General features: G+C 48.4%; 8 protein-coding genes and 1 pseudogene. 2 read left to right on the top strand and 7 right to left on the bottom strand.

All coding sequences use genetic code 11. The features are described from left to right. The first annotated feature begins 204 nt into the window (after window positions 1-204). The gene (locus V6C93_RS20515; RefSeq protein WP_333478530.1) at window positions 205-552 is read left to right on the top strand and encodes a hypothetical protein; all 348 of its coding nucleotides are present in this window, start codon (window positions 205-207) and stop codon (window positions 550-552) included. Window positions 553-677: 125 nt separating this feature from the next. Here the strand turns inward: V6C93_RS20515 and V6C93_RS20510 are convergent, their stop codons facing one another. The 5 genes from V6C93_RS20510 to V6C93_RS20490 form a co-directional block, all read right to left on the bottom strand. Continuing rightward, complete coding sequence (locus V6C93_RS20510; protein ID WP_333478529.1) at window positions 678-1,256, bottom strand: TIGR04376 family protein; 579 nt, start codon at window positions 1,254-1,256, stop codon at window positions 678-680. Between the two features lie 96 nt (window positions 1,257-1,352). Beyond that, entirely contained in the window at window positions 1,353-4,364 is a 3,012-nt protein-coding gene (locus tag V6C93_RS20505; RefSeq protein WP_333478528.1) for a CHASE2 domain-containing protein, read from the bottom strand. Window positions 4,365-4,495: 131 nt separating this feature from the next. Continuing rightward, window positions 4,496-5,251, bottom strand: a complete 756-nt coding sequence (locus V6C93_RS20500; RefSeq protein WP_333478527.1) for a DUF928 domain-containing protein — start codon at window positions 5,249-5,251, stop codon at window positions 4,496-4,498. Window positions 5,252-5,482: 231 nt separating this feature from the next. Beyond that, window positions 5,483-8,143 carry a CHAT domain-containing protein gene (locus V6C93_RS20495; protein WP_333478526.1) on the bottom strand — a complete coding sequence of 887 codons (2,661 nt, stop codon included), beginning with the start codon at window positions 8,141-8,143 and terminating at the stop codon, window positions 5,483-5,485. A 167-nt stretch (window positions 8,144-8,310) separates the two neighbouring features. Further along, complete coding sequence (locus V6C93_RS20490; RefSeq protein WP_333478525.1) at window positions 8,311-10,827, bottom strand: S-layer family protein; 2,517 nt, start codon at window positions 10,825-10,827, stop codon at window positions 8,311-8,313. 256 nt (window positions 10,828-11,083) lie between these two features. Between V6C93_RS20490 and V6C93_RS20485 the strand changes: the two genes are divergently transcribed. Then, on the top strand, window positions 11,084-11,212 hold the full coding sequence (locus V6C93_RS20485; protein ID WP_333478524.1) for a hypothetical protein: 129 nt from the start codon (window positions 11,084-11,086) through the stop codon (window positions 11,210-11,212). A gap of 48 nt (window positions 11,213-11,260) precedes the next feature. Here the strand turns inward: V6C93_RS20485 and V6C93_RS20480 are convergent, their stop codons facing one another. Both V6C93_RS20480 and V6C93_RS20475 read right to left on the bottom strand, forming a co-directional pair. Further along, a complete protein-coding gene (locus V6C93_RS20480; protein ID WP_333478523.1) occupies window positions 11,261-12,490 on the bottom strand; it encodes a hypothetical protein in 1,230 nt (409 codons plus the stop codon). Window positions 12,491-12,755: 265 nt separating this feature from the next. Continuing rightward, window positions 12,756-13,058, bottom strand: a pseudogene (locus V6C93_RS20475) (tRNA uridine-5-carboxymethylaminomethyl(34) synthesis enzyme MnmG); the annotation flags it as partial.

The raw sequence follows: 13,058 nt of genomic DNA, 5'->3' as shown, positions 1-13,058 counted from the left end.
ATTTTGGAGTTCGCGAGGGGCTAATGTTGCCTCTCGCGCTTTATTTTGATAGACAGGAGTCATACCAAATCAGGTTCAATGACCCCCAGTTCAGAAAGCTGCAAAGCAAAGAGGACAGGGGAAAAAAAGACGGAAAATTTAAGAGCCTCTATGGGACAGATTTGGTAATAAGAGATACAGTTGGATAGGACGAGGGCTAACGTTATGCGAGTTTGGATTACCAGCGTTCTGGTTGTGTTTGGGATGGTGGAACTTTATCAGTGGATGAAAAACTTCACTTTGCCACTACCTGTCTTTATTGTGGCTGGAGCTGTGTTAGCGATCGCTTCCAACTATGGTAAATACTCAGGCTGGTCTTTTCAGTCGCCGTCTACTCAATCCGATCCTAAGCTAGTACAGACAGCATTAAGGGATGAGTTTACCAAGGCATCCAACGGGTCTAAACTTAATCCATCCTCCACGAAGCAACTGCCTCAAGCCACTCGCGAAATCTCCTTCACCATCCGCCGTACTCCAGAAGCGGTCAAGAACGAGCAGAGTTCCAGAATTTGACCAAATAATTACGAATTACAGAACCTAAGCAAGAAAGCCCACGTCCTTTTAGGCGTGGGATAAATTGCTATTTATATCCTCATGGGATATCTTTGAAGCTTTTTATCTTAACACTAGCCTCTAACTCAGCGACCCAGATTCCGCTTCATCTGGTCTAACTCTTCTTGCAATTCCCAACGTCTAAACTGATCATCTAATGGATCTGAGCCGCTGTAGCTCTGGCGGCTGCTACTTTGGTTCCAGCCAAAAGTCTCTGCTTGGCTCTGAGCCTGATTACTCGCACGCGCCGCTTCTACCTCTTTGGCTTTGGTGCGGACTTCCTGGCGACGGGTTTGAATTTGACGAATCAGTTCCTGAGATTGTGTAATTCGCTGTTTGACGCCTTCCATCTGTCCCCATCGCTGATTCCCCTGACGCAGGAGAGAGGCTTCTCGCTCTTGAGCCGCTTGAGCCAAATCTTGCCTGCCGTGAGACTGGGCTTTTTCGACTCGCTCGTGCCAGCGCTGGATGTCTTGCGCGATCGCTAAAATTTCGTCTTGCAAATTTTTTTGCTGCTGATTCAAGTCACCAATCAACCGGAGCGTATCCTCTTCCTGCTCCCGGAGCTGTTCTTCAAGTGCCTGTAACTCTAGATGAGGATTATTGCGGAGAAACTCCTCCAGGCGGTCTTCCAGAAACCGATTGAAATCATCAAATAAACCCACTGCTCCCCCTCAATCAGCTCAGGTACGTCCAACTATGTTATCAATCCTAACCAAGGGAGGGTACAGCGCTGGCTTCCCAAGATTGCTTTTATAGAGTTACTCAGCGAGAGCTGCGATCGCCAGATGCTGACAGCGTTGTAGGTAAATTTGAGCCACTCTATCCTCAGGAGCCAGTTCTAGACAATCTTGAAAAAGTTGTGCCGCTTCTCTCAAGGCATTTCTTGTGTAAAGAAATAGAGCTTGTTCAAAGGTTGCTTTTGTGGCTAGTTTACCCTCTCGAAGTTCCGGTGGATCGGCCTCAAAAATTTCAAAGACGGACACCATTTCTGATTTGCCCTTAACCGTGACGCGATCAATCACGCGAAAAGCATACATAACGGGGTGATGCAAATACCGAAACGTGTGATGAGAGATGAGCATCGACACCCCATACTCTTTCGTCAACCCTTCCATACGAGAGGCTAAATTAACCGCATCACTAATCACGGTGCTATCCATCCGGGTGGGGCCACCTACAGTTCCCAGCATCAATGAACCTGTGTTAATGCCAATGCCGATTTGGATAGGTAGATGTTCTGGTGTAGTTCTGGTTGTATTATATTCAGCCAGTCGATGTAACATGTCAATCCCAGCCCTAACCGCATCATCGGCACTGCCGCTAAACAGCGCCATAATCGCATCCCCAATATATTTATCAATGAAGCCGTTATTTTCCAGGATGGCCGGCTCCATGTGACTCAAGTAAGCATTGATAAATCGGAAATTTTCTGCCGGAGTCATCTTTTCCGACAGAGTTGTGAAGTTACGAATATCGGCAAACAGAACTGACATGTGGAGCTGTACCTGGTCGCCTAATTGGACATCAATAATACTTTCTTTGTTGAGTAACTGGAGAAATTGACGCGGCACAAAGCGCTCATTCGCTTGGTTGAGTTGATACAGCTGATTTGTAAACTTTATCCGCTCTGCTTCTGCTCGTTTACGTTCGGTAATGTCTTCAACAAAGCCTTGATAGTAGAGTAGTAGACCATTAGCATCGTAGACCGCACGCGCATTCTGTCTCACCCAGATGATGCTGCCATCTTGACGATAAGCCTGAAACTCAAACCCAGACACAGCACCATGTTGCTGCATTAAAGCGATGAATTCGTGATGACGATGCGGCTCAACATACAGTTGATGCTGAATGTCAGTCATTGTTGCTATCAAGTCTTCAGGAGAGTTGTAGCCAAAAATCTGTGCTAAGGCAGGATTTGCACTAAGATAACGTCCGTCGGGCGCTATTTGAAAGATACCTTCCAGCGCATTTTCAAAGATACTTCGATACTTTTCTTCTGCCTGCCTGAGGGCTTCCTCAGCTCGTCTACGTTCTGTGATGTCCTGAAAGGCAGCGATCGCATAAGCTACATTGCCAGATTCATCATAGATCGGAGTTCCCCAAGCTTCGATGGGAATACTCCTATCTGCTCGGTGGATTTCGATATCATCAGCGGTGGTTCGTTCACCTCTCAGCGCCCGCACGATGGGTAAGTTTTCTACCGGGTAAACTTGATTCGTACCAGCAATAAAGTATTGATAGACCTCTGCCAAATGTTCAACGCTGATATCGGGAACGACTCCTTTTCCCAGTAACTCCTGTGCCTTGTGATTGGCAAAATAAGGGTTGCCATTCGCATCAATTACCGCCACACCGACCGAAACACCTTCTAGGAATTGAGCTAGCCTTCTCTCGCTTTCTCGGGCTGCCTCCTCTGCCTGGTTTTGCAGCTCAGTGGTCATGGTATCGTAGTGTTCGGTAGTCGTCTCCAGTATCAGTTCCAAGTCAGCCTTTTCCCGTTGCAATTCGATGCGATAGTAACTTGCGATCGCTACTGTAGACCCCATCAAAGCCAATAACGGGGCTACGACAGGTATCCACCAGCCTTCTAGAAAGACTAAATAACTGCTACTTAAGAGAATGCCCACTGGCAATAACGTAAAAATGCCAAGAGCTGTCCATCTCGAAACGATTTTATTTCTAAACAGTTTTTTCTGAAACAATAGCCAACGGACTGCGGCACCCGTAAACGACCAGCCCAAAATCCACAGATACTCAAGCGGTTTTTCCCAAGTGTTAATTAACGGTCGTCCATTTAAAGCAGCACTCAAAATCTGACTCGTTAAATTAGCATGAATGATTACGCCAGGTATTCGTTTTGGGCTGCGTTTTGAGCTGGGAAAAATGCTGAAGAAACGGCTACTGTAGGGAGTAAAAAAAAAGTCATTGGAACTTTGTCCAGTCGCACCAATTAAGACAACCTGTCCGGCGAAAACCCCTTTTGAAACATCGCGCACCCAATCTCGCGGTATCCGGTTTTCTAGAACCTCTGTCATCGATATAGTACGGAAATTTTTTTGATTTCCGCGATAGTTCAACAAAATCTGGTAGCCACCGGAGTTTGTGCGGCTATAGCCTGCCTCATTTCCCGTAAAGGGCTTAAATAATGCTCGACCCAATTGATAATGCTTCTTGCGAGCATCCACCACCTGGAGCTTAAGCCCCTTGCTTTTTAGATACATTAAAGCCAGCTTCGTCCCCAGGCTTTCTTGGGTTTTGCCTTTGTCCTTAACTGTCAATAAGCCGCGACGCACTTTGCCATCGGCATCTAACACCAAATCCGCAATCCCAACTTGACCAAGCTGACGCAAGGTGGCAGGCGGTTCCACACTCTCTCCAACCACTTTTTCAACACCAATCAGGTTGGGTGTGGAGTTAAATACCTTAAGTAATGCCTGATGACCCGGTTCTACGGGAAAATTGCGATACAGATCGAGACCAATGGCTGTAGGTTGCTGTACTTTTATTTTCTCGATTAATCGAGCAAGGACTGCATCAGGCAGTTGGCCTTTCCCAACTTGGCTGAGATCTGACTCACCAATGGTCACAATGATAATTCGAGGGTCAACGGGCTCTCTGGGACGCAGGCGAAAAAATTGATCGTAGGCCGTCCATTCTAGCAGCTGGAACAATCCAGCCGAGCTAGCTGCAATTACTATTCCGGCTACAGTGGGAGCGGTAACCAGTACCCCTCGCCATTCCCAAATTCGCTGCTTGAGATTTAGCCACATGTATCATTGGTAACCAGAATTAACAAGATACCCCCCCCGATTACGCTTGCTAAATGCTTGTTAGCGTTTTTCTTTAGTATTAGCCTTTAGCCATTCGCCATCGGGTATCTGGCACCTAATACAATAGCTTCCTATTGTAACAGCGGTTTTGTTGCGATCGCCTCCAGACCTACTGATTTTAACAGCTTCTCCCAGGTCGCGGCTAAGGTCGAATCGTTGGGTTGTGATCGCCGTTGTTCAGCAAGGCTAGTCAGCGTATCGTACCAAATACCATTTTTTCCGTATAAGGCGGCACGTTCCAGGGGTGACAAACTTTTGAGCTGACTCAAAGCTGGGTTCGCTGCAACTCTCTGTATTCGACCTTCTACCCCAGGATTATCCGGTCTGATTGCCTCTCCACAAATCACGACAAAAGACCACTGATAAGTCTTGCCAATTTCTAGTGCTGGGGCTTCATCCGGGAGCTTGAAGCTAACAATACCCGCTGTATGAGAAATTGAAATGGTTTTTTCGTAGTAATAATTCTCAGCTTGATCCTTGATCACAAATAGTGCCTTATTGGCGGAAGTCTGAGGCACATAAACAAAAAACGTGGGATGCTCAGCTACCGTTAACTCGGAGTGAGTAGCAGGTCTCAATGGAGTGACGGACGGACCTATCTGTGCATCCTGAGAGCATATCCCGCCGTCACGCGATGCCCCTCCTGCTGCATCGTCAGGTTTCCCGTCACCCGCAGGCTCGAACGTCACACTGGCTACGGTTGTACTGGGTATCGCCGAAGCTGATTGGCTATGTAGCAGTGTTGGCAAGCCAGCGAGGAACAGTAGTTTCAAGGATAGACTGACAGAGAAAAGCTTTATAGATAGACGGTCATTGTGCCAATCCATAATTTCGACCTCTTTCTAAAAATATATTTAGCATACTTAAGATTATGCTATTTTTCGGATTTCGTCATCTATTATCCCACTAAATATAGTTGTCTCTTATTAAGAGATGAATCCTAAAAATTGAATTCTAATTCCTTAACTTGAAAGTAAATACCTTAACTTGAGATAGAAGTAATTAACTGATTAATTTACTCATAAGTAATAGTTCATCTCAACTTCATACTTCTGGAGTCACAGCCAATTACCCACCAGAATAAAGGGAGCCCAGTAATAGGGATGTTCATATCTAGGTTCCTTTAACAAAGCGAGCTGAGCCTGACGCAGAGCCTCAGCTTTGCTCACCTGAGTTTGGAACAGCTCTCGGTAAAACTCAGCCATGAATGCGGCAGTGGAGTTGTCTGATACCGACCATAAAGTTGCCATAGTACTGCGTGCCCCAGAGCGCACCGCTAATCCGGCTAATCCTAAAGTTGCCCGGTTGTCACCTGCTGCCGTTTGGCAGGCACTGAGAACGAGTAATTCAATCGGGTTGCTATTTTGTCGTTCTCTGGCTCGCAATAATTGATCGAAATCCTTCACCTTAATGCGACCATCCCAAGTTAGGAGAAATGTATTCTCGGATTTAGAACTGAACTGAGCGTGGGTAGCGAGGTGAATAATAGGAAAGGTTACGGCCTTAAACTTGTTTTCCAAGCTTTTCTGAGTAAAGTCCTGATTTAAAAGTGTCTCAGAGCGCACCTCAGAAGAAATTTGCTTGAGTTCTGACTGCACTCCTGGCAAAGCGGAAAAGCCCTGGCGAGCCTCGGTAAGTCCGCCGGTTAAGACGGTGAGTCGATTACGAACAAGCGATCGCGGCTCCAACAACTGCAACCCTTGGCTGAGAGCGATGCTATATTTCTCAACGAGATACTGTTGTCCGTCGTGGAGCGCTGCCATCGGCAGATTTCGTAAGGAACCATCTAGGACAAATACCAGAGTTTTGACTTTACTTTCAGCCAACTGAGCCTCAGCCGGTCGGATCAGCCAGTCATAAACTTGTTGTGAGAGGCGTAAACGCTTTTTGTTCGAGAACGCTCGGTTCAGGGATTGTAATAATTGCTCCAAAACGCTTTCAACTTCACTTTGAGGCAGCTGAGTTTGGTAGTAGCGCAGAGGCTGATCCGGTAAAGAGAGGATTACCGCTAAGTAGTCGGGCAAAATAATCGGATAGATGATCGCTGCTTGGGGATCGACTTGGTCAATTTGCTCTGACTTGGCACTCAAACAAGCTTCCCGAAAGAAATTGTCTAATTCGGCGAGCTGAAGGGATTCAATTACTTTGCGGGCTTGCTGGAGGTTTTCTTGGCTAGAAACTCCCCCTGATTCAGGTAGGGATTGCAGGAGCAATTCAACCAGTTCACGATAGATGGGTTCGACACTCTCCCGAAACGAAAACTGTACATCAGGGTTAACTGCAACCAAATCACTGCGTAGGGATTGGAGGGTATTGACGGCTTCGGTGTAAGCTGCGATCGCTTGAACTTGATGTGACTGGCTTAACTCTCCCTTAAGTGCGCCCTGATGTTTGTGAATTCGACCAAGCTGCCACTGCCAACGATAGGCAATATCTGAAGCATTAATCGCCTGAGCCAAACTGAGCGCTTCCTGAGTCAGTCTTTGTGCTTCTGGAAAGTTCTGCGTATGTTCATACAGATGTGCCAACTCACCCAGAGCGTAGGATTCGGCTGTGGAATCCTTCAGCATTCTCGCTTGTTGGACAGCTTTAGCCAAAAGCTGAGCAATTCCTTGGGCACTGGCAGCTTGTTGTTTATTCCCCTTACCCGATTTGCGATCGCTTATTTTCATCAGGCTTTCAGCGAGATTAACCTGAGCGTAGATAGCGGCACGGCTTGGGGGCAAGTTGCTTAAGTTCGTCTGAATTTGAGGCAACAAGGCTTGTGCGGCTTCCCACTCCTTGGTTTGAATCTGAAGGCTGAGTTGGTTGAGTTGCGCTTCGAGTTTGCTCAGCGGAGCAATTGCGTTTTGAGCGGCTTTTTGGTAAAGCTCCTCAGCTTTTTTATAATCTTGCAACGCTCTAGCGGTATTCGCCAAACTGAAAAGAGTAGCGCTGCTATCCCCCGGCAAATTAAGACGCTGTTGCGTCGCTAAACTTTGTTCTAAGACAGCCTGAGATTTTTGTAAGTCCCCCACAACTTGTAGCGCAACCCCCAGACTCCTCAATCCTGCGGCTTTAAGCGGGGAATCCAGTTGGGTTTGCAGCTTTTCATTCACCTGCTCTAAGGTTGTTTTCGCCCGTCGGTACAGTCCTAATGTTTGCAGAGCTTGGGCTTGATTAATCTGGCTCCCTAGTATCCCCGATGCATCTCCGGCCTCGGCGTAGCTTTTCTCTGCCTGTTTCCAAGTCTCAAGAGCCGCTTCGGCTGTTCCCATTGCTAGCTGGAGACTGCCTTTTGTATTTAAGGCTTGAGCAAAGATGAGTTTGTTGTTAGCTGTTAGTTGTTGGTTATTTGTAATCAGTTCTAGGCTTCGAGAAATCGCCCGCTCCGCCTCCTGCCATTGTCCTAAATCTTGATAGGCTAGGGAGAGATAGTTTAAGCAGAGAGCTTGATTAAGGCGATCGCCCTGAGCCGCATAATTTTGAGCTGCCTGTTGCCAAATCGCCGCCGCCGCAGAAAACTGCTCCGCCTGATAGAGGGTTTTGCCTTGTTCAAGTTGGGTTGAAGGCTCAGCCGTGTGTTGTTCTGTGGAGGCAATGTGAGAATGCTGTGCGGCGACAGGAAATACGGCTGCCACGAAGAACAGAGTCAGCCAGAAAAGAATCCAGTGTGAAACCTGAAGTCTAACCATAGACCAACTCTTCTGTACTTGGACAAATTGGCGAAGTCTTTTCATGCCTTCAACCTTCCAACTTTTAACTCTATTCTGGGCAGGTAACCGGATCAGGAAAGCGATCGCGCACAGGCCTCGTAGGAATGGCTTTCATCAATCGGCTTTGATTTTTATTTTCTCAGAGTGACACAAGAGCGATATTCGTCAACCACAGAACTCAACCATCTTAGTTACTTTCGTGAGTTGAGCGTCTGGCAATCCGTGGGTCTAGACCAAGGATTTTGCGGAGTAACATCAGGCGCATGAGCCACCAACTCAACCTGACCATTGGCATTCCTGACCCACCCCGTCGCCTCAACGAGTGGCGATTGAGGATGAGTCATGGGCAAGTCTCGCCCTCTCCCCTGAATATTCTCTCTCCCTACCACCCTTGGAGGGCGTAAATCTCGCCAAACAGTCTGACCTCTGAGAGCTTGAGTTGGGTCTTCGGGTAAGCCGCCTCGTCCGGTGACGACGAAGCTACTACCTGTGTCAACGGAACAGCCCGTAGTCACTAGCCCTGTAGCACCAACAACCTCATCAGGCAACTCGATTAATCCTTGAGAGGGGTCAGCAACTAGTTTGTTGATTTCCACAACCCCATTGACTCCTAGTGTGGAACTCGCTGTGATAGAACTATCAGGCGACACGAAGTTTCCGCGAGTTGTGATGCGGATATTTCCTCCAGTTCCTTGGAAGGCATTGGCGTTGATGCTGCTGTTGTCCAAAACTGCTAAGACACCTGTGTCGATGGTGATATTCCCCCCATTGCCACCACCCGTATTGACAGTACCTGCCCTGGTGGAGATTTGACTGCGATCGCGCAGCACTAAATCGTCTTTCACTTGCAGCTCGATATCGCCACCCTGACCACTGATGCTCGTAGCTGTAATCGTACCGTTATCTAACAAGAGGGAACTCGTATTCACCCTGAGCATCCCAGGCTTTCCTCGCCCATCATTCCTCACAGTGACTTGACCGCCATTGGTCACTCTCAACACAGGAGTCTTAATTGTCACATCTCCAGAATCTCCAGACGGCAAGTCTGGCACTCCAAAAAGCTGTCGCGTAAATTCATCCAAAATAGGAGTCGTTGAACTCACCACGCTGGGAAATTGCACTCCCGGTGCCGTACTACCCACTTCTACAGACTCAGAGGCGTTGATCGTGAGACTGGTTGCATTGCCTGTGGCAAAGGTTGCAGAGCCAACAATTCCTCCATCTCGAAGCACCAACCTTGATGTGTTGACCGTCACGCTGCCAGCATTTCCAGCATTGAATGTTGCAGCCGACACCGAGCTGGGTCGAAGAATGCCAGGTGATACGCCAGTCATTTCTACAGATTCAGCAGCGTTAACCGTCACATCTCCACCGTTGCCTGTTCCAAAGGTTAGAGATGATATCCCGCCTCCATCTACAGCGTTCAACTGCCCTGTTGACACGGCGACATTTCCTGCCCGACCTGAACTGAAGGTCGTAGCCCTGATTTCGCTGACCGCATTGGGATTGATCGGGGAAAACCCACTTAATCGAATAGAGTCAGAGGCGTTTACACTAAGATTGCCGCTTGGAGCATTACCGAAAGTATTGGCGAGTATTCCTGCCCCACCCTGCATGACTAAATGTTGGGTTGATAGCCTGATATCTCCTCCCTTAGCAATTCCTAGTGTTTCATTGAACAAGCCGCTACGAGTGCTGGCATCCGGTGTCGTGCCGATCAACGTCACTGTCTCAGTAGCATTCACGTTAATGCTGCCCCCGGCTTGCACTCCTTGGTTTTGAATCAACATGACTGAACCATCGCGCAATTCCAGGTTTCGCCCCTGTACCTGAATCGAGCCGCTGCCAACACCACTGGCATCTGCTAACGTCTGTGATAATAGCTGGATATCTCGAAAGTTTTGCACCGCCTCATAGCCCAATGTCCACCCTCCCGTAGCTCCCCCTGGGGAAGGAGGGGTAAGACTGACAAAACCCTCGCCCACACTCCCTAACTCGATTCGTCCCCCTGGAGCTGTCAAGATGCCCCCTTCTAAGGTGACATCACCGCCGACCAAAGCCAGAGTATTTCCAGGATTTACCCGAAGCCCCGAATTGCTACTCCCTGCGCCTACAAATGGAGAAAAGAAGCTACTAGTTACAGTGTGACCCGTACCTTGCACCCGAATCGCCCCCGAATTTGGGCCGTACTGCAAGCCTAAGGGAACTGCGATCGCTAACAAGGGAATTCCAGATGGACGAGTTGCACTAAATTCTGTCCCATCGGAAAATTTTAGGCTACTGGCAGTACTCCCAATCAAAGAACCCCCGATATCCAATCGGGCAGTAGGCCCAAACATAATTCCGTTAGGATTAATTAGAAACAGATTAGCCGTGCCGTTAGCTCGAAGGGTGCCGTCAATGTTAGAAATATTGCTTCCCGTAACACGGCTGATAATGTTCTGAATATCCAGGGCGTTGTTGAAAAAGGCCGTACTGTCGGTGGGAACAGAAAACTCCTGAAAGCTATGGAAAAGATTGCTTCCCGCTTGCGTGCCACCCTCAATGATGCGGGTGTTACCATTGGGCGTCACTAAGGTATTGTTCGGTAGGGTGTTATCTGGTATGATTTGAGAGCTGCCTGGACTGGAAAAACTGAGCAAGCAAATGTAAAGACTGCCAGTGAGCCAGAGGGTACGTCGTCGTGGTTGTCTAAAAAAGCAGCCCATAGGTTTGTTGCATTGTGGTTATTATCTTTGTCAAGGTAAATGCCACGCTGCTGGTGTTATAAAGGCGGAAGAATGAAGACGAGGGCTGACGCCCTACTAAACTGTGGTTTGATTGTTCGCGATCGCATTTCACTGCACTAAGGCTATTCTCTACCTGAGAAAAAGATTTAAACCTCAATCAGTTGTTATACTGAACTCGCTCACAGACTGACATTTTGTAGAGCGATTGATAGTTCATTGCAATCAACAATGAACCATGAACAAAACGGCTAACGGTATTTTTCAGGGTGATGCGTTCTATGCTACTTCAATCGTCGCTGAAGCGGTAGTCTGGTTTTTGGTAGCGACGACCACAAAGAATTTAGAGAGGCGATCGCCTCTCTAACCTATTCTCCAGGACTGTCTCAGGCGAAAAAAGTTTAGAACTTCTCGATTAGAACGATTGACCCGCATAAACAGAGCGAACCTCGCCATTCCGTCGAATCACAGCTTCTTGGTTGGCGACAGAGACTAAAGTCCAGCCGCTATCGCCAATCCCTTCGCCAACAAAAATGTATCGAGTAACACCAGCTGCGTTAAACAAGGCCGCAGAGCGATCGCCCTGTTCCATTACTCCTACAAGGGTATGTTTAGTAGCGGATGTCGGTGCTTGCGCCATTGGCACAGTCGGAACCATCACTGATGGAGGCAAAGTCGGTAACACCGGAAGAGTAAGCCGGGGGGCTACTGGCGCAGCGGCTTGAGGAGAGGTGGAGGCTGAGCGTTTGGCGGCAGGAGAGGGGCTAGGTGCTGGGCGTTTGGCGGCAGGAGAGGGGCTGGGTGCTGGGCGTCGAGCCGCCACAGAGGAGCTTGGGGCTTTGGTTGCCGCCGATGAGGGCACTGGTGCTGAGAGGGTGGGAACAGGCGATCTGGCTAGTGGTGAGGGGCCAGATGGAGCCGCTGGGTTCTGGGGCGGGTAAACCGGGATGTAAACTCTCTCGATGACACGCTGCGGCTGGCTGGAGGCAAGGGGACTGTTCCCAGAAGGAGGTGAGGGGTTGGTAGTGTTACTACCAGGAGGGATATTGCCACCGGGAGGGACTGTTGCCTGTTGCTTAGCTTTGATTTTATTGTCAATCGCTTTTAGCGCTCGCTCCATATATTGAGCAAACTCAGCATCCGATTGTGAAACTTGGCTCTTATGAACAGATGGTGAAGGTGTCGGCTTCACCCATGATGGAAAAGTCAGCTTTTTCTGCTTCGCCAAGAGCAGGATGAGCGACATGGCTAGAACTGCAACACCGACCACTAATAGGAGTCTTTCCAACGACAGGCTGAACCGATTTGGACGAGAGCTGGATTGTGCAGCTACCGATGTCTCTACCGTCTCACTCAACTTAGAATCTTCTGACTCAGAGCTTTGCTCTTGTGTGAGTTTTTCCTGAGGTGGCATCACTGCCGGGGGCGCAGCGAGTTGCGGAATCACAATCGACTTCAAGGAGACATACTCTGGCTTGGCGGGTTCTGTCGGTAATCGATTGCCTCCCTCCAAAATCTGGTCGATGTCTGAAAATAACTCATCCATCAACTTATCAGCCTCTGCCTCTGCCGACCAAGGCTTGATGGGAGTTGGACTGCTCAACGGCTCTCTTTCCTTTGGGTTAGTACTGACGTTCTGAGACATGGATGGCTCACTCTCGGGGCTACGAAATTAATAAAAGGCTCGCTTGGCACTTCCTGTCGCTTAGATTAGCAGCCAAACTACTGATTGTAGAGAAAATTTTCGCAAAAATCTTAACGGGAGACGCACTTGATTTTACAAGAACAGCGCCTTTGCTGAAGAAACCCTAAGTTTTATTGTTTAAGCGCACCTGGCAATATGAAATATTGACAGATACGCCCCGCGCGGTTGCTCCCGGTGGCCAGACGAGAGCCAATTAAGAAAGATATTAACACTTGCCCGCACTCGTAAGGTCTTGTCGAGAATGCAACTCCAGATAAACCAGTAAAGCGTTAACATCAGCCGGGTTGACGCCACCAATTCGAGAGGCTTGACCAATCGTCAGGGGTTTTACCTTAGAGAGCTTTTCACGAGACTCCTTCGACAGGGTTTCAATTTTTGCATAATCTAAATCCGGCGGTAGCGGTCGATGGGCTTGGCGGGAAATGGCGTCAATTTGATTTTGCTGGCGCTGGAGGTAACCGGAGTATTTGATGTCGATTTCCGCACCTTCGCGTTCTGCCTGATTGAG

Source organism: Allocoleopsis sp. (assembly GCF_036703385.1).
Lineage (GTDB): Bacteria > Cyanobacteriota > Cyanobacteriia > Cyanobacteriales > Coleofasciculaceae > Allocoleopsis.
The sequence above is the reverse complement of the archived record's forward strand: the minus strand, read 5'-3'. Positions and strand labels throughout refer to the sequence as shown.